The sequence below is a fragment of the Thiorhodovibrio winogradskyi genome (genome assembly GCF_036208045.1).
Classification (GTDB): domain Bacteria; phylum Pseudomonadota; class Gammaproteobacteria; order Chromatiales; family Chromatiaceae; genus Thiorhodovibrio; species Thiorhodovibrio winogradskyi.
Window position 1 is genome coordinate 4,156,194 of record NZ_CP121472.1, and the last position, 20,423, is coordinate 4,176,616.

The window sequence follows — 20,423 nt, forward strand, 5'->3', positions numbered from 1 at the left end:
GCTGGTCAGGGACCGCGATGCGTCGCCGCGGGTAGTACGCTGAGATCCGAGGCTACTGCAGCTTAACGACAGACTTGGGTATGGCAGATGCACTGTCGAGACTACAGCGACTGGGAACAAGAAGCCAACAAGCTAAGAGAGGAGAAAGAGGTTCTGCTTGATGGCTTCAAGGCCTGGCTCGCCGAAAGTGGCCTGAAGGAGAAGACAATCGACAAGCACGCCGGCAGCTACAAGTATGAGGCCGGTGACATCCTTTCCGTCATCGCGATATCAGGACTGGCCAGCGTGGGCCTGTCCGTTGGCAATGACCCTTTGCCGGCAACCGCCGGTTTAGCCGAATTCAAACAGCAGGCGCCAGGAAAAAAGCCATGGCAATTGTCATTTTTTTGTAATAAAAAGCTTGCGAAGAGGCGCGGAAGATGCTTAAAACCGACCAAGACGGTGGAGTATTACCAGGGAAACGCCGACCCGCCATGTCGACGGGGTGTTTTGAACCGTCGCTTCTTAACCGTCTGATTGTATTTGCTGCACCGCTGAGTCTGTAGACTTGCCCCAGGTTTTCTAGCTGTTTTGTGAAGCCTTCCGCGATGCCAACAAAGGTGATGGACGGTTCCAGTCAGCCCGCGTCTACCGTGAGGGTCTCATCATGCATCAAGATGTCAGTCGGCGCGTCAATGCCCTACAAGGGTTAGCTTTTCACTCGCTCAAGCCCCTGCTCGAATGGCACAAGGACTTCGGCGTCGATGAACCGACCATCGACGCGCAGCATGAGGCGATTTTCGAACTGGCCCTGAAGGCCAGTGAGCTTGCGCAAGAAAGGTCCGATGATGAGCTTTTGTTCAGGGTGTTCGAGCGCTTTGGACGGGCCTTGGAAGCGCATTTCCGCTTCGAAGAAGACAAGTTGGGTGAGATCAACTATCCAGACATTGACAATCACCGCGCCCAACATCAGGCAATGCTCGCGGAGTTTGATTTTGTGCGTCAAAGGATACGGGGCAATCAAAGCGAATGGGCCTTCCAGCATCAGTCACTGATCATGCTCAATTTCATGATCGGAGTGACCGTCGGCCACATCCTCAGCGCTGATGTTGATTATGCCCAGTTCATTCATCGACCGGCCGAAGCGGCCTAAGCCTCACCCGCCTTCGATGGCGACAAGCGGGACTTCATAAACCTTCGCCATTGTCGCGGGTGTCGATCTAGGTGGCGCCATCCAGCGTCATCTCGATCTCGCCGACGGTGGCATTGACATAACCGGCCATAAAGTTGAGCGCGAACCGCTGATGGTGATGTGTTCCTTGCGCTGCGCGAAGATACAGGCCAGCATATATTTAGACTAGGCAGATGTCACAGGCATTGGTCGAAGAATCCAACGACCCGTTCCAGGTAGCGCTGTGGTTCGACGCGATAGGCGCCGACGTGCTTCGCTCCCGGAACAATCCATAGACTTGCTGAGCGATCATGGCGGAGCGCGCGGTAGAGCGCGAGACTATTGCTCATCGGAATCGTCTTATCGGCGGTGCCGGCAATCAGCAGGACCGGAGCCTGGCCAAGCTTGGCCGCATCGCGCTCCGGGTCGACGCGATGGGCATTGAGATGATCGAACACCCGCAGTTCGAACAGGATTTCCGGGGTGAAGGGCCAATTGGGCAAATGGGTCCAGACCGAAAAGTGGCGGCTCAGATAGTCATACAGATTGGCGAACGGACTGTCAGCGATGGTCGCCTCCACGCCCTGGTCGGCACTCGCCACCTCCAGCGCGGTCGCCGCGCCCATGGAATACCCGATGACGCCGATATGGCGGTATCCCAACCGCCGCGCGTAAGCGATGGCGCCACGCAGGTCACGCTGTTCGTAGAGTCCAACGCTGACCTTGTTGCCCGAGGATTCGCCTTCGCCGCGAAAGTCGAATAGCAACACCGCGATGCCAGCCTCGTGCAACGCCTTGGCAACCGGCAGCGCGGGCGCATCGGAGGAGCGGTTCTGGCCGTAGCCATGGGCCTCGATCACCAGTTTGTTGGTCTCGCCTGTGGCCGGAATCAGCCAGCCGGACAGCTGCAACTGGTCCACCGCCGAGGGGAAGCGGATAGTCTTGTAGACAAGCGCATAGGCATCGGGCGTGTTGGTGATCGGCTTGCGTTGGGGGTGAATGAGGTTTGAGCCGACGTAGTACGAGAGACCGCCGGTGACAGCGACCGCAATCAGCACAAGCATCACCATGCCGATGAACAACCATCGCCGGCGTTGGGATACGCTACCTGGATGTCCGCCGTGCTCTGGAATGTTCATAAAGGGTACATTCATCTTCAAATTGGCGACGATTGGCTCAGCGCGCGTCCTTGGCGGCATGCATCTGTCGATGCACCAACAGACCTCCCCACACCATGGCGGCGAGCATCATGAACGCACCGGTCATGTGGCTGAACTGCGCGATTTGTTGATCCAGATGCAGCAGCCCGCTCTCGGTCAGGATGAATTCCCAATCGTGAAAGCCATAGGGCGAGGAATGGCCAAAATTCCCACCCAGCAAGGGTAAGACCCCGGCGCGCGCATCATTGATGTAGGGGGCGATGTCGAGGAAGTTCTCGCCAAACCACCACAAGGCCACGGCGGCACCAAAGGGATCATGAGTCTTGAGCAGCAGGACCAGCAGACAAATCAGAGGCATCAGCAGTTGTCCCAGGGTTCCACCCAGGGAGGTAATGAAAGCACCGAAGGGGCGGAACAGGACATGACCGGCTTCGTGAAACGGCAGGTTGATCAGGTGGAGAAAGGACTGGCCAACCGCGTTACTGTCCACCGAGGAGCCGATCAGCGGTAGACCCCAGATGATCAGGATCCCGAGCAGCACGGCGCGCGCCCAGGCGGTCAGCGGATCGGCATCGGTGGTCGGAGGCAACACCAGTTCCCGCCATGGTGGGCGGCTGGAGTCCGCGGTGACCTCCAAGTCAGGTCGCGCCACTGGCGGCGCTGCCTCACCCGGGCGCAAATGGTACTTCCAGTATTTTTCGAACACGATGCCGCATTGCCGACAGATGGTGGTGCCATCTGGCTGAGCGGCACCGCACTTGGGGCAGTGCATAAGGTTATCCTTAGATTCAGATGACCTGATCTCGGCCTTGCGCTCGTTTTGAGTGGGCTGGATAAAAAAATCGACTAATCAGACGAATAGCAGACTAAGCCCGGACCAGACTGATCGCAAGACCACGCCGCTGACGGATTATGCGAAGATACCCTCGCAGCGCTGTGGAGGAGCCCGCTGCGAGCCCGATCCTACCTGCCCCTTGCGTCCAAAACGATGCCACAAATGGCACTGACCTGCAACAGCGAGCGCTCCGCGCCAGCAATTCCAAATTTCGTTGTTCAGCGCCCGATTGTTGGCCCTATTATCAGTAGACGCGCCATGAAGCGGCTGGAAGCCGCTTCTACCCCAGATGGAACACCCAAATTTGGAATTGCTGCCCGACCCTGGTGAGGAGGATGCGCATGCTTGGCTTAAGAACGATTGTTCTCGGCGCGCTGCTGAGCATGGCGGCCGCGGGTGCCGCCGGACAAGCTTGTTCAGACGCAATCGCCGTGCAAGTGCTCGGCTCCGGCGGCCCCGAGGGCCAGCACGGGCGAGCCAGCGCGGGCTATCTGGTGTGGCTGGATGGCCAGGCCAGGATTCTGCTCGATCTCGGCGGCGGCAGCTTCGCGCGCTTCGGCGCCAGTGGGGCGCGCTTTGCCGATCTGGACTTGATAGCCCTGACCCATCTGCACGCCGATCACGCCACCGACCTGCCGGCGTTGCTCAAGAGCGGCTATTTCAGCCCGCGCACGCGCGCATTGCCGATCACGGGACCGACCGGCGGTGGATCCTATCCCGATCTGGAGGGCTATCTCCAGGGCCAAGAGGATGTCTACCACACGGGCAATCTGCCTGCCCGCATCGGAGCCCTTGCATGCCCAGAATCACTGTGCACTATCCCTTCGGATTTGCGCGCCGTTATCACTTGCAATCCACCACCAGGGACTTCTGATTGCTCGGCGCTGTGGGACGGGGTTTGTTTTAGGTGGGAATCGGTACTTCCGCGCGGCGTTTCCTCGCGGGGCGACTCAGCACCACCAGCAAGGCCGGCAGGAACAGCAGATCGAACAAGAGGGCGGCGAGCAGGCCAATGGCTGTCAATAATCCAAACTGAATGGTCGGCACGAAGCTGGAGGTGGTCAGTAGCAGGAACTGCGCGCACAGAATCAAGGTGGTGGCTGTGAGCGCCCGGCCGGCCTGGCGATAGGCGCGGGCCAGCGACCAGACCACGGAGCGCCCTGACCGGCGCCGGCGGCGATAGGCGTGAAATAAATGCACGGTGTCGTCCACGGCGATGCCGACGGTGACGCTGGCGATCATGGCCGTGGCCATGTCCAGCCAAATGCCAAACAGCCCCATGATGATAAAAATCAGCAGAGCAGGGGCTAGGTTGGGGATCATGGTCAGTGCCGTGTCAGCCAGCGAACGCCACATCAATAACATCAGCAGTGCAATGAGTCCGATGGCGACCGCAAGGCTGCGGATTTGCCCGTCGATTGTGAGTTGTTCCTGGTCCGCGAACAGGCGCCCGAATCCAGCGGCCGTGACTTGCAGTTCGCCCATCTCCCGATCAGCAAGCCAGGCGTTCATCTCGCCGATGAACTCATTGAGCGCGCGTGCGCCATGCAAACTGAGATTGAGCGTGAGACGGGTGCGGGTGAAGTCACGGTTGACCAGTTCGTAGAGATCGTCGCCATCGTAGATGAGCAGATACTGCGCAATCAGTGCCCGATTGTCGGGCAGCATGCGATAGGCGGGATCCTCGGCATGAAAGCCCCAGTGCATTTCCTCGATGAGATCGACCAGGGATAATGTGCGGGTGACCGCAGGATGATTGTTCAGCCAGCTCTGTAATTCGGCAATGCGCCTGAGGTGCTCGGGGGATTTGAGGGCATCGCGTTCGGGGGCGTCGAAAACGATCTCAAGCGTGGTCACGCCGGTGAGGCGCTCCTGAATATGGTCGGTGGCCTGACTGATGGGCGCTTGGGATTTAAAAAAGCGCAGCAAGTCGGTTTCCACCTGAATTTGACTAATAAAGGGCAAGCCAAGCGCCATCAGGGCGAGGGTCAGACCGACCACCCAACCGGCCCGCCGCAGACCAAGATTGCGCAGGGCGCGGACAGGCCGGTCCAGCCAGCGCACACTGGCTGACCCGCGTGCCCAGGGTGCATGATCCCATTGCAGCAGCAGAGCTGGAATCAGCAGCAATGAAATGGCGCACTGCATCAGCAACCCGCCAGCGGCCACCAGTCCGAAGGCGGCGATGGGCTGAATGGGACTGAAGCCGAGCGAGGCCAGCCCCGCGGCCGTGGTCAGGGCCGCGAACAGCGTTGGCCGGGCGATGCGCTGGTAGGCCCAGTCGATGCGTTCGGCGCCGCTCAGTCCATGTCGGTCAGCCAAGGTCAGGGCATTGAACCAGTGAATCAGCATCGCGATGGTCAAGGCGGACATCAGCGGCGGCAGGATGGCGGAAATTAATGTGTAGGGCTTGCCCGCGATGATTAGCAGGGCCAGACTGAAATGGACCACGGCGCTGATCGTCAATGCGCTGATGACCACGGCCAGCAGGCGGCGGAACATCAGCCAGATGAGCAGTAGGCCGATGCCGAGGGTGCCGGGCACGAAAATCATGGTGTCGTGCAGCATGGCGCGGAGCTGAGCGACGTCAAGCACCACCTGCCCGGCCAGCGCGATGAGCTTGTCCGTTAGCTCCTGTTCCGCTACCGCCTCGAGCAGGCCAGTTTCCAGCGCCAAGCGTTGCAGGCTGCCATCAAGCGGCTCGGGCCGAAGAATGAGCGCGAGCGCGTCGCCTTGCTCCGTCGTCAACAAGCCCGGGGCAAAGCGGTCATCCAGCACCCGCGCGCGGCGTTCGGCAGGCTCGAGACTGGCCATGGTCGCTTCGGATAGCAAGGGTTCGACGCCAAACCCATCCTCGGTTCCGCGAATCTGCTCGACCGTGGTAACTGTCAAGACGCGATCCACTAGCGGCAATGCCTGAAGCTGCTGTGTCAGGCGGCGAAAGGGAACCAGAAAGTCATCGCTGAAAAGATCGTCGCCCTCGAATAAAGCAATCAACACTTCGTCGGTTGGGAAATCCTCGCGCAGTGCGTTCTCGAATTGCACCGCCGGGGCATTTTGGGGAAAGTACGTCTGAGGCGCATTGTTGAGATGCAGCCATCCAAGGGTGGTACCCGACAGGAGACTGATGATGATGAGTATGGCGAACGCCAGGCCGCCGGAAATCCGGATTGGTTTCATGCCGAGTATCCTCTCAATCGTTTTGATCTTTGGCCGATTGCCGCAGCCTGGGTTGAATGCTGGCTTGTTTTATCAGCAAGTTGCAGAGATGCCAATCGCGAGTTCCGCGAAACCGAATTCCGGGCACATTATACTGAATCGTCTTCGCTAATATTTCTGATCACAGGTATACCTACCAGCCTCCTCAGTTCAGTCTTTAAGGGCGTTTTGTGTTGGCCAGCATGGAAGAGGTCCATCAGGTTGGATTTCATTTTGGTACCCTTTCAGAGCAGCCGCAGGCAAGCGCCAAGCGCCGGCAATAAGCGCTGCGTGTGACAAACCGGGACAGACCCTGAGATATCCCCCACAATTTTTCCGTACAATCAGGCTCCGGATGTAACAGGCAGCGCCAGGAGCTGGGCCTGATCAGGGGTAGCTCATCAAGACAGAATCAATAAGATAATTCGTGGGGATACCTCAGGGATACCTCAGGGACAGACCAGGTTTTTTCTAGTGAGCTTGGCACTTGGCCCCCTTCCAACCCTGCTCCCGAACCGAAGGACTCGGCATATCGCACCCTCATTCCCCAACAACGTAAGCAGGTGTTTCATCCGGCGACTCGACCTCGCCACTCGCCTTCATCGAAACGCGCTTATTCCCGATGTTGTTCAATCACGAATCAGGCCCGCCCGATGCGCGGGTCGATCCAGAGATAAAGCAGATCAGTCAGGGTATTGACGCCGACATAGATCAGGCTAATCAAGAGCACGCAGCCCTGCACCACGGGGTAGTCGCGGGCCTTGATGGCGTCGACCAACAGACTGCCGATGCCGGGCCAGGAGAAGACGGTCTCGGTGATGACGGCACCGCCGAGCAGGCCGCCGAGTTGCAGGCCGAGCAAGGTCAGGATGGGCAGGGCGGCGTTGCGCAGGGCGTGGCGCCAGAGTACGGCGGATTCGTTCAGACCCTTGGCGCGAGCGGTGCGGATGTAGTCCTCGCCCAACACTTCCAGCAGACTGGCGCGCACCATGCGTGCCAGCAATGCAGCCAGGCCGGTACCCAGGGTGAGCGCCGGCAGGATAAGACTGTTCCAGCCCTCGCGGCCGCTGACCGGGGTCCAGCCGAGCCACAGGGAAAACACCAGAATCAGCATGGGACCGAGCCAGAAGTTGGGGATCGCCATGCCAAGTACAGAGAAACCCATGGCGGCGGAATCGAGCGCTCGCCCCTGGTGGCGCGCGGCCAGCACCCCGAGCGGCAGGGCGATGATGACCGCCAGGCTGAGCGCGACCAGGGTGAGCTGTAGGGTGGCGGGAAAGCGCTCGGCGATCATGTCGGCGACCGGGCGCTGGTCGATCAGGGACTGCCCCAGATCGAGCCTGAGCAACCCTGCGAGATAGTCCCCGTATTGCACCGACAGCGGTCGATCCAGACCCAGATGGGTGCGCAGCGCGGCCAGGTCGGCGGGGCGAGCACTCTCGCCCAACATGGCCTCGACCGGGTCGCCTGGCACCAGGTGCAGCAGCAGAAACACCAAGGTGGAGACGCCCAGCATGACCACCAGGGTGGCGCTCAGGCGAGCGAGCAGGGCCCCGCCCATCAGCCCTGGCTCCAGCAAAGATCGCGCGGCAAGGGGCCCTGATCAATGCGCACCTGGGCACCCCTGGGCGTGCGCGCGAAGAGTTCGAGCAGGTCGGGGTCGCGCATGCGGATGCAGCCATGGGAGCGCGGCACGCCCATGGGTTCGGTGTCCGGACAGCCGTGAATGTAGATGAAGCGGCGCAGGGTGTCTCGGTCGCCACCGCGATTGCGACCAGCCTCCAGCCCGGTTAGCCAGAGGATACGGGTTAGAATCCAGTCGCGGTTCGGATGTTTTGCCGCCAGCGCCGGGCTGTAGATTTCCCCAGTCGGCCGCCGGGCGCGAAAGACGGTCCCGGGCGGGCAGCCGTCGCCGATTTTCAGCCGCACCCGGTGCAGGCCGAGTGGCGTGCAGCCACTGCCATTGCACTCGCCTGGTCCATTCAGGGCGGTCGAGATGGGATAGAAGCGACAGGTGCCATCCGAACTCAGCAACGCCAGCCGCTGCTCGGCCAGCGAGACCCAAAGCGCGACGCCCGCGGCTGGCGCCCGCGAGTCCCGGGACAGGTGCAACGGCGGCTTCATCACCAAAGACCCAAGCCTAGCCATCCAGGGTCTTGCCCAGCACCTCGAACAGATCGGGCGAGACACCGTCGCGCGCGCGCAAGCCTTCCAACTCGGCGCGCATCAGTGCCTGCCGCCCGGCATCGAAGCGACGCCATTGGGTCAGCGGATGCGAGAGGCGCGCGGCCAGTTGTGGGTTGAGGGGGTCGAGGCGCCCGATCTGATCGGCCAGCAGCCGGTAGCCACCGCCGTCGGCGGCATGAAAGCAGGACGGATTGCCGCTGGCAAAGGCACCGATCAGACTGCGCACGCGGTTGGGATTGGCGATGGAAAAATCCGCATGCCCGAGCAGTTGTTTGACGCGCTCCAAGGTGCCCGGCACGCTGGCCTGGGCCTGGATGGCAAACCATTTATCCAGCACCAGCGCATCACCAGACCAGCGCTGATAAAAATCGGCCAGCGCCTGCTCGGCCAGGTCGGCGTCTTGGCTGTCGCGCAGGCGGAGAAGACCACGCAGCGCGGCGATGCGGTCGGTCATGGTGACGGCGCTGGCATACTGGCGCTGGCACAGGGCGAGCATCTCCTCATCGGGCGCGCGCATCAGGACGCCCAGGCACAGGTTCTTGAGCGCGCGCCGACCCATGGCGGCTGGGGACAGGTCTGGCCGCGTGCCCTGCCCCGCCACCGGCTCCGCGGCATGCAGTGCCCGATAGCGCGCGAGCAGCTCGGTGCGCAGGCTAGCGGCAATCCTTGCCATCAGCGCCTCGCGTGCGCGGTGGATGCCCGCGACATCCACCACCTCCATTTGATCGCCCAGATAGGACTCCGAGGGCAGCGCCAGCACCTCGGCAAGCAGCGCCGGGCTGGAGTCTGGATCGCGCAGCGCGGCGGCGAAGGCATCCATAAAGGCTTGCGGAGCCGGACCTTCCAGGGCCGCTGGGCTATCCGCCGCCGCGACCATCGCCAGCAGCACCCGCTCGGCCAGTTGCTGGGCGGCCTGCCAGCGTGCCACGCCGTCTGGATCCGCGGCCATCAGCCGGGTCAGTTCTTTGTCTGAATAGGGAAACCGCAGCTTGACCGGCGCCGAGAAGCCGCGCGGCAACGAGGGCACCGGGCGCTCGCCGAGCCCGACGAAGTCAAACACCTGGCGCGCCTCGCGCAGCTCTAGCACCCGGGTGCCGGGCGCGGCTGGCGTCGCTTCGCCGGCCAGTCGCACTGGCAGTTCCCGCCCATCGGCACCGATCAGACCGAGCGCGAGCGGCAGATGCAGCGGCGCCTTCTCGGGCTGGCCCGGAGTGGGATCGGTGTGCTGGCGCACCTCCAGCCGATACCTGCCCTGCTCCGCGTCCCAGTCGGCCGTGCAGTCCAGCACCGGGGTGCCGGCCTGTTCATACCAACGGCGGAATTGGGTCAGATCAAGGCCGCTGGCATCCTCCATGCAACGCACGAAGTCCTCGGTGGTCACCGCCTGGCCATCGTGGCGCTCGAAATACAGGTCGGTCGCGGCGCGGAAGCGCTCGGGGCCAAGCAAGCGCGCCTGCATGCGCACCAGTTCCGCGCCCTTCTCATACACGGTTGAGGTGTAGAAGTTATTGATTTCGATATAGCTGTCCGGGCGCACTGGATGCGCCATGGGACCGGCGTCTTCCGGGAACTGGCGCGCGCGCAGGGCGCGGACATCCATGATGCGCTGCACATCGCGCCCGACCTGGTCGGCGCTGAATTCCTGATCCCGAAACACGGTGAAGCCTTCCTTCAGGCTCAACTGGAACCAGTCGCGGCAAGTGATGCGATTGCCGGTCCAATTGTGGAAGTACTCATGCGCCACCACCGAGGCGATGCCAGCGAAGTCCTGGTCGGTCGCGGTCTCGGGGCTGGCCAGAACATATTTGGCATTGAAGACATTCAGCCCCTTGTTCTCCATGGCGCCCATGTTGAAGTGGCTGACAGCGACAATCATGAACAAGTCCAGATCGTACTCGCGGCCGTAATGCTCCTCGTCCCAGCGCATCGCGGCTTTAAGCGAGCGCATGGCATGATCGCATTTGTCGCGGTTGTGCGGCTCCATATACAGATGCAGGGCAATCTCGCGCCCCGAGGCGGTGGTAAAGCTGTCCTCCATGCGCGCCAAATCACCCGCCACCAGGGCAAAGAGATAGCTTGGCTTGGGAAAGGGGTCTTCCCAGCGCGCCAGATGACGGCCGTCGGGCTGATCGCCCGCTTGGGTCTTCTGGCCGGTCTCCTGGCCGATGGGATTACCATTGGACAGCAGCACCGGATAGCGCGCCGCGTCCGCCACCAGGGTGACGGCAAAGCGCGCCATCACATCCGGGCGGTCGAGAAAATAGGTGATCCGCCGAAAACCCTCGGCCTCGCACTGAGTGCAGAGCATGTCGCCAGAGACATAAAGCCCCTCGAGCGCGGTGTTGTCTATGGGATGAATACGCACCTGGGTACGCAGGCAAAAGCGATCCGGCACCCGCCGCACCACCAGGGATTGATCCTCGAGCAGATACTCGACCGGCGGCAGCGCCCGATCATCGAGCGCGATGTCCAGCAATTCCAGCTGCTCGCCATCAAGGCGCAGCGAGCCGTCGCCGCGTTTGGCCGCCGGATTGCGCCGGATAGCAAGCTCGGCGCTGACCAGGGTCGCGGCGGCGTCGAGATCAAAACGCAGCTCGGCGCGGTCGATCAGGAACTCGGGCGGCTGGTAATCTTGCAGCCGGGTCGGCGTGGGCGTGTCGCGATACATATCGGGCGGCTTCCTAAACTTGTTATCCTGATGCGGGGTCGCGCGGGCTGGCCAAGCGCGACCCCCAGATGATTCCCATGGGTATTAAAGCAGATCAGTCGAGTCGAAGGCGCCATGGTCAAAATCGAAATGTACAGCACCGCCTCCTGCCCCTACTGCGTGCGCGCGCGGCGGTTGCTGAATAAAAAAGGAGCGGAATTCGAGGAAATCCGCATCGATCAGGATCCCTCGCAGGAGGCGGTGATGATCCAACGCAGCGAGCGCTTCACGGTGCCGCAGATTTTCATCGATGGGCGTCATATCGGCGGCTATGATGACATGGCCGAGTTGGATATGGATGACCGGCTCGATCCGCTGCTGCGCGGGGAAGACCCGACATGAGCGCGGCAGCCGATGCGCCCGAGACCAGCCAGCGGCTGGACAAATGGCTGTGGGCGGCGCGGTTTTTCAAAACCCGTCAGCTCGCGATCGCCGCCGTCAATGGCGGCAAGGTGCGAGTGGATGGCCAAGGCTGCAAGCCAAGCCGCGCGCTGCGCCCCGGCAACCGGGTGGAGATTCATAAAGGCGAGCTGGCTTGGCAGGTCGAGGTGCTCGCCCTGGCCAAGCAACGCCGCCCCGCCAGCGAGGCCGCGCTTTTGTACCAAGAGGACGAAGCCAGCCGCCTGCGCCGCCAGGAACTCGTCCGCGCCGCGCGCGAAAATGCCCAGCACAGCCCACGCTCACGCGGGCGTCCGACCAAGCGCGACCGGCGCCAGTTGGAGTCCTTTCGTGCAACAACCGCGACGGAGTGAGATCGGACCACCACCCTGCCCGCTCGCATCCCGGCCGCCCAGCACCGCACACCGCGACACCTCACACAACCAGCACCAGACCACCAACAGCATGGACTCCCAGGCACTGCGCGAAACCTACGATGAAATCAACGAATGTGCCTGCCCCTATGAAAAGGCCATTCTGACCGGCCAATGCGACTGCTCACGCGCCAGTCGCTTCTGCCTGGCCGAGCGCGAGGGGGTGAGCTGCAATGCCGAACCGGCACGGGCGCGCTGCGCGGCGCTGCTCGAGATGTTGCGCACCCAGGCCCGCTTCACGCTGAAAACCTTGGATCAGCAGTCCGCGCTGGCCCACAACAAGGCGCTGCGGGTGCAGGTCGGCGGCCTCCAGGGCTTGCATAAGGCGCTCTGGCCAGCACGCAAACTGCCCTTGTCGATTGGCGACATTGACGCCCTGATTGAGCGCGCCATTGCCGAATTTGGACGCATCGACGCCCTGCCCTTCGGCCAGATCGTGCAGCAAATCGCCGCTTATCAGGCGCGACGCCGGCGGCGATCACGCTAATTTCCACCCAGCATGGATTTGAGCGCATCCAGGTGCGCCCGACCCCGCTGGCGGCTGTCCGCGGCCGCATTGGGGTCGTTGTCGCGGCGCAGTTCGCCCTCGGGCAGTTCGGCGAGAAAACGGCTGGGCTCGCAGATGATGGTCTCGCCGTAGCGGCGGCGCTGGCGAGCAAGCGTCAGGCACAGGGCACGGCGCGCGCGGGTAATACCGACGTAACACAGGCGGCGTTCTTCTTCGATGCCGGACAACCCTTGATCGTCCGCTTCGATGCTGGCGCGGTGCGGCAGCAGGTCTTCTTCCATGCCAACCAGAAACACCCGCTCGAACTCCAGGCCCTTGGCGGCATGCAGTGTCATGAGATGCACGCGGTCGCCACCAGCGTCTTCCTCCTGGCGCTCGAGCACATCGAGCAGACTCAGGCGCGCGGTCAGGTCGTCGAGTCCAGCGTCGCGCAGGTTGCCCTCGGAGCGCTCACCCTTGTGCAGGGCATCCAGCCAGGCGACGAGATCATCGACATTTTGCATGCGTTTTTCGCCTTGCGCGCGGCTACTGGACTGCTGGTAGAGCCAGCCGTGATAGTCGCAGTCTTTCAGCAAGGCGCGCGCGCTGGCGATGGGTTCGGTGCGCGAGCGCCCGCGCAGTTCCTCGAGCCAATGGCTAAAGGCGCGCAGCTCGGCGCGTTGCGGATCCTTGACCGGGCCGCCGAGACCCGCGGCGGCGCAGGCGCGCAGCAGGCTCAAATGCTGAGCCCCGGCAAAGCCACCCAGCGCCTCCAGGGTGGTGGAGCCGATGCCGCGCCCCGGGCGATTGACCACGCGCAAAAAGGCCGCATCGTCATCCGGGTTGGTCAGCAGGCGCAGATAGGCCATCACGTCCTTGACCTCGGAACGGGCGAAGAAGGACTGACCGCCGCTGAGAAAATAAGGGATGCGATGGGTACGCAGGGCTTGCTCGAACACCCGCGCCTGGTGATTACCACGATAGAGAATGGCATAGTCGCCAAAGGCATGTTGTTCGGCGAAATGCCCGTGCAGTATCTCGGCCACCACCCGCTCGGCCTCGTGCGCCTCGTCGCGGCAGCTGAGCAGGCGCACCGGCTCGCCGGGGCCAAGCGCGCTCCACAGTCGCTTATCAAACAAATGCGGGTTGTGCGCGATCAAGGCATTGGCGAGCTTGAGAATACGGCCGCTGGAGCGGTAATTCTGCTCCAGCATAATCACCTTGAGTGTTGGATAATCCTCCTGGAGCCGGGCCAGATTTTGCGGGCGCGCGCCGCGCCAGGCGTAGATGGACTGATCATCGTCACCCACCATGGTAAAGGCACCGAGCTCACCAACCAGCAGGCGGATCAGTTCATACTGGGCGCTGTTGGTATCCTGGTATTCGTCCACCAGCAGATGGCCGATACGCGCCTGCCAGGCCTCACGCACCGCCGCCTGCTCGCGCAGCAGCGCGACCGGGCGCAGGATGAGATCATCAAAGTCCACCGCGTTGTAGGCGCGCAGACTGCGTTCGTAATCGCGATAGAGCGCGGCCAGGGCGGCGTCGAAATCATCCTCGGCGGCGTTGGCGGCCGCCTCGGGCGGGATGAGGTCGTTCTTCCAGTGGGAGATACGGGCCAGGGCGGCGGCCGGGGCGATCTCGGTCAGACTCGCCTCGGCCAGACGGTCCTTGAGCAGCGCCTCCCCATCCTGGGGGTCGAACAGCGAAAAGCCGGGGCGCAGGCCGGCATGCTTGAGTTCGCGACGCAGGAGATTGAGCCCGAAGGTGTGAAAGGTGGAAACCCTGAGCCCGCGCGCGGCGCGCCCACGCACCAGCTCGCCCACGCGGGATTTCATCTCCCGCGCGGCCTTGTTGGTAAAGGTCAACGCCAGGATGGCACGCGCTGGAAGCCCACGCTTTTTGATCAAAAACGCCACTTTGCGGGTGATGACCCGGGTTTTTCCGGAGCCTGCACCGGCAATGACCAGCAGCGGGCCCGAGGTGTGGCTGACGGCTTCGGCCTGGGCCGGGTTGAGATTGTGCATGCTTGCTGGTCAGACTTGCCGAGTACCGAGGTTCGCGAGTGTTTCAATAAATTCCACGATAGGATACCCTTTCACGCAAAGCCTGTGAGCGAGAGCGCGCACAGGAAACCCCACCCTCCACTTACCGATTGCAACTAACATCATCCTGAGGTTGTCATGCCACGCTGGTTGCTCCTGACCTTTGTTCTGCCCATCATCATCTGCGCCATGCTGGTGCCAAGCCCAGGCGGTGCCGCCGGTACCGCCAAGCATCCGCGCATTGGCCTGGTCTTGGCAGGCGGCGGCGCCAAGGGCGCGGCCCATATTGGGGTGCTCAAGGTGCTGGAGGACTTGCGCATTCCCATTCACGCCATTGCCGGCACCAGCATGGGTTCCCTGGTCGGTGGCGGCTACGCGGCCGGGCTGTCAGCGCAAGAACTCGAGAATCGGGTGCTCGAGGTGGATTGGAACGAGCTGTTCGACGACAACCCGCCGCGTTCCCAGTGGCCGTCCCGGCGTCAGGAGGCGAGCCTGACCAGCGGCTTTAATTTCTCGATTGGGGTGCGCGGGAGGCAGGTCAAACTGCCGCCGGGCGCCATTGCCGGGCAGAAGGTCCAGTTGTTTTTCAACGATCTGCTGCGCGGTGTGGAGACCAACCAAGACTTCGACACGCTACCCATTCCCTTTCGCGCCGTGGCCACAAATCTTGAAAACGGCGACATGGTGGTATTCGATCAGGGCCCACTGCCGGTGGCGCTGCGTGCGAGCATGGCGGTGCCTGGCATTTTCGCGCCCATGGTGTGGGGCGATCACATTTATGTCGACGGCGGCCTGGTGCGCAACCTGCCGGTGGATGTGGCGCGCTCCATGAATGTCGATCATCTGATCGTGGTCAATCTTGGCTCGGGCTTTCTGCCCCGCGATCAGCTCGACAATCTCTTGGGCATCACCGGGCAGATGATCGCCATCCTCACCGAACAAAACGTCAAAACCTCCCTGGCCGAGATCAATCCCCAGCGCGATCTGCTGATTGTGCCCGATCTGGGCGACATCGGCTCGGGTGATTTTCCGCGCGCGGCCGAGGCCATCGCCACCGGAGTGGCCGCGGCGCGCAAAAGCGCCGCCCGGCTGCGCCGCTTCAGCCTGAGTGAAACCGAATACGCTGCCTGGAAGCGCGCGCGCTTTGGTGCCGGCGCGCCAGTGCAGCGCGTCAGCGAGGTGCGGATTGCCGGACTTAAGCGGGTGAATGCCGAACTGTTCGAGACACTGATCGAAGCCCAGCGTGGTCAGCCCTTTGGCCGCGAGCACCTTGAGCGCGATATTCAGCGCCTTTATGGACGCGGGGACTTCGAGCGCATCAGCTATCGCTTTGAGCCGGATGCGCAAGGCGGCGAGGTGCTGATCGTCGATGCGGTGGAAAAAGGCTGGGGGCCGGGCTATCTCGGCTTTGGGCTGAAACTCTCGAGCGACAATCAGGGCGACAGCCGCTTTGGATTGCGCGCCAATTATCGCCAGACCTGGATGAACCGCCTCGGCGCCGAGTGGTACAACGAGCTTGAACTGGGTAATGAACCACGGCTGTTTAGTGAATGGTTCCAGCCGCTCGACCTCGATCACTCCGGCTTTGTCGCGCCCTATCTCGATGTCCAACAAACCCCTTACAGCGTCTTTGATGGCGATCAGCGGGTTGCCCGCTACGATGTGACCCGGGCGCGCCTGGGGGCCGATGTCGGTCTCAGCCGCAGCCATCTGGAGATGCGCCTCGGGCCTTACTGGGGCATTACCGATGTCAATCTGGATACGGGTTCGCGCGAACTTCCCGTGGGCTGGGTGGTGGATTCCGGCCTGCGCGGGCGCCTGGCTTACGACACCCTGGATCGCGCCGCCGTGCCGCGTGCCGGGCGGCGCGTGACACTCGAGGTACAAGCGCCTCTCGATGCCCTGGGCGCTGAATCAAGCTATGCGCGCACGCTGTTTTCCGCCTTTGGCGCGCGCAGCGCCGGGCCCAACACCCTGGCTGTGCACTTCAAGGCCGGCACCAGTTTTGGCACCGACATGCCCTATTACGACCAGTTTCCGCTCGGCGGTTTCCTGACGCTTTCGGGCTATGCCAACGAGCAGTTTCGCGGCAACGACATGGTGTTCGGCTCCCTGGCCTACTATCGCCAGGTCGCCACCCTGGCCACGCCGCTTGGGCGCGGACTCTTTCTTGGCGCCTCGTTGGAAGCCGGCTGGCTGCCCGAGAGCCGCTTTAACGATGCCGAAGGAGTCGCCTTCGATCTGGCGCCCGAGGGCACCCGCCTTGGCGGCAGCCTCTTCTTTGGCTCGGACACCTGGATTGGTCCAGCCTATCTGGGCCTGGGGCTGTCCGCCAGCGGCGATAGCGCATTTTATGTCCTCATCGGGCGACCTTATTAATCTAAGGCCCGCGACTGCTGTGTCAGCAGAGCTCGCGGGAGGTCAGCAATGTGCTTAGAAAGGGGACGGTCGGCGCCCGCCCCTGGGCCAGGCTCGCGGCGTCGATCTCATCGAGCAGGCGCAGCAAGGTCGCCGGATCGCGCGCGCAGCGGCAAAGCAAATAGCGGCGCGCGGCGGCATCGAGCGCGAAGCCACGGTCGCGCGCGCCCTGGCCTAGCAGTCGATCCAGTCCATCATCATCGAGTGGTTGGAGCAGAAAGCTAGGCCCCGAGCACAGACGCGATTGCAGGTCGGGCAAGGTTAGCGCGAGGGCCGCGGGCGGGCGGGTGGCGGCGACCAACAAGCGCGCGCCCTGCTCGCGCAAGCGATTAAAGAGTGCGAACAGTGCCTGCTCCCAAGGGGCGCTGCCAGCAATGGCGTGCAGATCATCGAGCACGACGGCACCCAGTGCTTCCAGCCCTTCGCACACATCTGGCGCCAGACCGGGCTGCGCCAGCGAAAGGTAGACTAGCGGCTGCCCATGCTGCTCCAGCTCGGCACAGGCGGCGCGCAGTAGATGCGTCTTGCCGCAACCGGACTCCCCGTGCAGGGCCAGGTAGGACGCGCCCTGGGCGACCATCCAGTCACGCAGCGCGGCCAGCACCTCGGCATTGCGCCCGGGGATGAAATTGGCAAGGACTTGCCTTTGAGGCAGGCGCAGCGCCAGACCGAGTTGTTGCATGGCAAACGGGATGAACCCTAACCCGCCAGCGCACGCGCGGTGCGCGCCAATCGCCGGCCCAGCGCCTGGCACAGCCGTGACTCGGCCTCGCTCAGCGGCAGATCGTTATTGATACCGGCCAGGTGCGAGGGACCATAGGGCGTACCACCGCCTGTGGTGTGCAGCAGATCGGTTTCGCTGTAGGGCAGGCCTAGCAGCAACATCCCGTGATGCAGCAATGGCAGCATCATGGAGGTGAGCGTGGTTTCTTGCCCACCATGCAGGCTGGAGGTGGAGGTGAACACCCCCGCCGGCTTGCCCACCAGGGCGCCTTTCAGCCACAGGGCAGAGGTGCCATCGAGAAAGTATTTCATCGGCGCGGCCATGTTGCCAAAGCGCGTCGGGCTGCCAAGCGCCAGACCCGCGCAGTCGCGCAGATCCTGCTCCGTGGCATAAGGGGCGCCCGTGGCCGGGATGCTGTCCTCGAGAGCCTCGCAAACCGCCGAGACAGCCGGCACCGTGCGCAAGCGCGCTTCCAGGCCTTCTTCCTCGACACCGCGCGCGATCATGCGCGCCATCTCGGCAGTGGCGCCGTGGCGGCTGTAGTAGAGAATTAGGATGTAGTTCATTGGGGTTGTTAGTTGCTAGTTGTTAGTGGTTTCAAACTTGAGCCTTCAACCGTCCGATCATGGCGCTGGTGCCGCGCTCGGGCAAGAGTGGAATCAGCACCAGTTGCCCGCCATGGCGCTGTACCTCATCGGCACCCACGACTTGCTCGGGGCGATAATCCGCCCCTTTGACTAGCACATCGGGGCGAATGGCTCGGATCAATTCCAGCGGCGTGGGCTCGCTGAAGATGACCACGGCATCCACGGCGACCAGAGCCGCCAGCACCAGGGCGCGGTCGGCTTCGGGCATGATCGGGCGTTGCGGGCCTTTGAGCGCGCGCACTGAGTCATCGCTGTTCAAGCCAACAAGCAAACGCTGCCCATACTGGCGTGCTTGCGCAAGATAGCTGACATGGCCGGCGTGCAAGAGGTCGAAGCAGCCGTTGGTGAAAACAATGCGCTCGCCCTGATCGCGCCAGTGGCGCAGTCGTTCCAGCAGTGCCTCCGGCGTGAGGATTTTTGCCTGCTGGGCACTGGCATTGTCCTGTTCCATGGCGGCAAGCAGCTCGGCGGCTTCGAGCCGCGCGGTGCCGACCCGCCCAACCACCACGCCGGCACCGAGATTGGCCAGCGCCACGGCATCGGTCCTTGTCAGACCGGCGGTCAGGGCGGCGGCCAGCACGGCAATGGCGGTGTCGCCAGCGCCGGAGACATCGAATACCTCACGCGCCACCGCCGGGATCTGCTGTTGGCCCTGGGCGTCAATCAGCGTCATGCCCAGTTCACCCAGAGTGACGACCAGCGCCTCCAGCCCCAGTGTCTCGCGCAGCCGATTGGCGCCTGTGAGCAATGGCGGGAGCTCGGTTGCCGGCTGCCCCAAGGCGGCGGCCAGTTCGGCGCGATTTGGAGTCATCAGGCTGGCGCCCTGGTAGCGACTAAAATCCAGCCCCTTGGGATCGACCCACACCGACTTGCCGAGTGCTCGGGCGGCTTGGATCAGGCGCTGGCAAAGTCCGCCGCTCAGCACGCCCTTGGCATAGTCGGACAGCAGCAGGCCATGGACCCCGGCCAGAAGCGGCTGAATCGCGGCAAAGAGCGCATCCTCCAGACCGGCTTCCAGGGCGGTGGTCTCCTCGCGGTCAATACGCAGCATCTGCTGGTGATTACCGATGGCGCGGGTTTTGGTGCTGGTGCCGCGTTCGCTGGTGCTCAGTATGGCCCGGGTGCCGATGTCAGCCTCGCGCAGCAAGGCAAGCAGCCGCTCGGCCTCGGCATCCTCGCCAATCACGCCCGCCAGCTCGACCTCAAGCCCGAGCGCGGCCAGATTGCGCGCGACATTGGCCGCGCCGCCGGCGACTTCGGTCTCGCGGCGCAGTCGCAGCACGGGCACCGGCGCCTCGGGCGAGATGCGTTGGACCTCTCCCCACAGGTAGCGATCCAGCATCAGATCGCCGACCACCAGCAAGCGCCGAGCGCCGAAGCCATTGGCCAAGGCCGCGCGCACCGCGACTGGATCAGCCAGGATCATGTCCGGCCACCTGGTGCCATCTCGGCCTCAATGGCATCGCACAACAGGTGCCCGATGAGCTGATGCGCCTCCTGCACGCGCGCGGTGCGCCGCGATGGCACGCACAGGCAGAGTTGGCACTGCTCGCGCAGCGCGCCACCATCGGACCCCGTGAGCCCGGCGCGCGCCAGCCCTAGCCTGCCGGCCACCGCCATGGCACACACCACATTGGAGCTGTTGCCTGAGGTTGACAGACCAATGAGCAGATCGCCAGCACGCCCGATGGCCTCGACCTGGCGAGCAAAAATCCGTTCGAAGCCATAGTCATTGGCAACCGAGGTCAAAATCGAGGTATCCGTGGTCAGGGCAATGGACGCAAGCCCAGGGCGCTCGCGCTCAAAGCGCCCGACCAGCTCGGCGGCCAGGTGCTGGGCATCGGCCGCGCTGCCACCATTGCCCATCCACAAAATCCGCCCGCCCGCCTTGAGCGTCGCCACCCCAAGCTCAGCCAGGGCCTTGATCTCGTCGCTGAGGTCAGCCAAGGCTTGGATGGTCTCGATATGCTCGGCAAGGGTGGCGCGAATCCGCTGATGCATCGGGGCTTTGAGGTCTTCAATAGAACCGGGTCAAAAAAAGGCAAGTATCCGG

At 63.0% G+C, this 20,423-nt stretch carries 17 protein-coding genes and 1 pseudogene; 7 read left to right on the forward strand and 11 right to left on the reverse strand.

The window, feature by feature from the left end; genetic code table 11:
- Positions 1–87: 87 nt before the first annotated feature.
- Both Thiowin_RS18975 and Thiowin_RS18980 read left to right on the forward strand, forming a co-directional pair.
- Positions 88–516, forward strand: a complete 429-nt coding sequence (locus tag Thiowin_RS18975; RefSeq protein ID WP_328984524.1) for a hypothetical protein — start codon at positions 88–90, stop codon at positions 514–516.
- A gap of 130 nt (positions 517–646) precedes the next feature.
- Complete coding sequence (locus tag Thiowin_RS18980) at positions 647–1,132, forward strand: bacteriohemerythrin (protein WP_328984525.1); 486 nt, start codon at positions 647–649, stop codon at positions 1,130–1,132.
- 215 nt (positions 1,133–1,347) lie between these two features.
- On the opposite strand, the gene Thiowin_RS18985 is transcribed toward Thiowin_RS18980, so the two are convergent.
- Positions 1,348–2,289: an alpha/beta hydrolase gene (locus tag Thiowin_RS18985; protein WP_328984526.1), complete on the reverse strand. Its 942-nt coding sequence runs from the start codon at positions 2,287–2,289 to the stop codon at positions 1,348–1,350.
- 37 nt (positions 2,290–2,326) lie between these two features.
- Entirely contained in the window at positions 2,327–3,082 is a 756-nt protein-coding gene (locus tag Thiowin_RS18990; protein ID WP_328984527.1) for a zinc ribbon domain-containing protein, read from the reverse strand.
- Positions 3,083–3,528: 446 nt separating this feature from the next.
- Between Thiowin_RS18990 and Thiowin_RS25450 the strand changes: the two are divergent.
- Positions 3,529–3,762 (forward strand): annotated as a pseudogene (locus Thiowin_RS25450) (hypothetical protein); the annotation flags it as partial.
- A 286-nt stretch (positions 3,763–4,048) separates the two neighbouring features.
- Here the strand turns inward: Thiowin_RS25450 and Thiowin_RS19000 are convergent.
- The 4 genes from Thiowin_RS19000 to pepN form a co-directional block, all read right to left on the reverse strand.
- On the reverse strand, positions 4,049–6,325 hold the full coding sequence (locus Thiowin_RS19000; RefSeq protein WP_328984529.1) for an efflux RND transporter permease subunit: 2,277 nt from the start codon (positions 6,323–6,325) through the stop codon (positions 4,049–4,051).
- A 658-nt stretch (positions 6,326–6,983) separates the two neighbouring features.
- Positions 6,984–7,904 (reverse strand): nickel ABC transporter permease, encoded by a 921-nt coding sequence (gene nikB / locus Thiowin_RS19005; protein ID WP_328984530.1) that lies wholly within the window; start codon positions 7,902–7,904, stop codon positions 6,984–6,986.
- Positions 7,904–8,467, reverse strand: a complete 564-nt coding sequence (locus Thiowin_RS19010) for a L,D-transpeptidase (RefSeq protein WP_328984531.1) — start codon at positions 8,465–8,467, stop codon at positions 7,904–7,906. The genes nikB and Thiowin_RS19010 overlap by 1 nt, the downstream gene beginning before the upstream one ends.
- Positions 8,468–8,483: 16 nt before the next feature.
- A complete protein-coding gene (pepN, locus tag Thiowin_RS19015) occupies positions 8,484–11,198 on the reverse strand; it encodes an aminopeptidase N (protein WP_328984532.1) in 2,715 nt (904 codons plus the stop codon).
- 114 nt (positions 11,199–11,312) lie between these two features.
- Here pepN and grxC point away from each other — a divergent pair, with 114 nt between their 5' ends.
- The 3 genes from grxC to Thiowin_RS19030 are packed head-to-tail and all read left to right on the forward strand — an operon-like array spanning position 11,313 to position 12,536.
- On the forward strand, positions 11,313–11,579 hold the full coding sequence (grxC, locus tag Thiowin_RS19020; RefSeq protein ID WP_328984533.1) for a glutaredoxin 3: 267 nt from the start codon (positions 11,313–11,315) through the stop codon (positions 11,577–11,579).
- On the forward strand, positions 11,576–11,989 hold the full coding sequence (locus tag Thiowin_RS19025; RefSeq protein WP_328984534.1) for an RNA-binding S4 domain-containing protein: 414 nt from the start codon (positions 11,576–11,578) through the stop codon (positions 11,987–11,989). The genes grxC and Thiowin_RS19025 overlap by 4 nt, the downstream gene beginning before the upstream one ends.
- Entirely contained in the window at positions 11,967–12,536 is a 570-nt protein-coding gene (locus tag Thiowin_RS19030) for a hypothetical protein (RefSeq protein WP_328984535.1), read from the forward strand. The genes Thiowin_RS19025 and Thiowin_RS19030 overlap by 23 nt, the downstream gene beginning before the upstream one ends.
- Here Thiowin_RS19030 and Thiowin_RS19035 read toward each other — a convergent pair.
- Positions 12,533–14,563 (reverse strand): UvrD-helicase domain-containing protein, encoded by a 2,031-nt coding sequence (locus tag Thiowin_RS19035; protein ID WP_328984536.1) that lies wholly within the window; start codon positions 14,561–14,563, stop codon positions 12,533–12,535. The two genes, Thiowin_RS19030 and Thiowin_RS19035, sit on opposite strands and share 4 nt — an antisense overlap.
- Positions 14,564–14,719: 156 nt before the next feature.
- On the opposite strand from Thiowin_RS19035, the gene Thiowin_RS19040 reads away from it, so the two are divergent.
- The gene (locus Thiowin_RS19040; RefSeq protein WP_328984537.1) at positions 14,720–16,960 is read left to right on the forward strand and encodes a patatin-like phospholipase family protein; all 2,241 of its coding nucleotides are present in this window, start codon (positions 14,720–14,722) and stop codon (positions 16,958–16,960) included.
- A 22-nt stretch (positions 16,961–16,982) separates the two neighbouring features.
- Here Thiowin_RS19040 and hda read toward each other — a convergent pair whose 3' ends face one another.
- The 4 genes from hda to Thiowin_RS19060 are packed head-to-tail and all read right to left on the reverse strand — an operon-like array spanning position 16,983 to position 20,371.
- Positions 16,983–17,681: a DnaA regulatory inactivator Hda gene (hda, locus tag Thiowin_RS19045; RefSeq protein ID WP_328984538.1), complete on the reverse strand. Its 699-nt coding sequence runs from the start codon at positions 17,679–17,681 to the stop codon at positions 16,983–16,985.
- 17 nt (positions 17,682–17,698) lie between these two features.
- Entirely contained in the window at positions 17,699–18,289 is a 591-nt protein-coding gene (gene wrbA / locus Thiowin_RS19050) for an NAD(P)H:quinone oxidoreductase (RefSeq protein ID WP_328984539.1), read from the reverse strand.
- 31 nt (positions 18,290–18,320) lie between these two features.
- Positions 18,321–19,796 carry a D-glycero-beta-D-manno-heptose-7-phosphate kinase gene (gene rfaE1 / locus Thiowin_RS19055; protein ID WP_328984540.1) on the reverse strand — a complete coding sequence of 492 codons (1,476 nt, stop codon included), beginning with the start codon at positions 19,794–19,796 and terminating at the stop codon, positions 18,321–18,323.
- Positions 19,793–20,371 (reverse strand): D-sedoheptulose-7-phosphate isomerase, encoded by a 579-nt coding sequence (locus Thiowin_RS19060; RefSeq protein WP_328984541.1) that lies wholly within the window; start codon positions 20,369–20,371, stop codon positions 19,793–19,795. The genes rfaE1 and Thiowin_RS19060 overlap by 4 nt, the downstream gene beginning before the upstream one ends.
- Between the last annotated feature and the right edge of the window lie 52 nt (positions 20,372–20,423).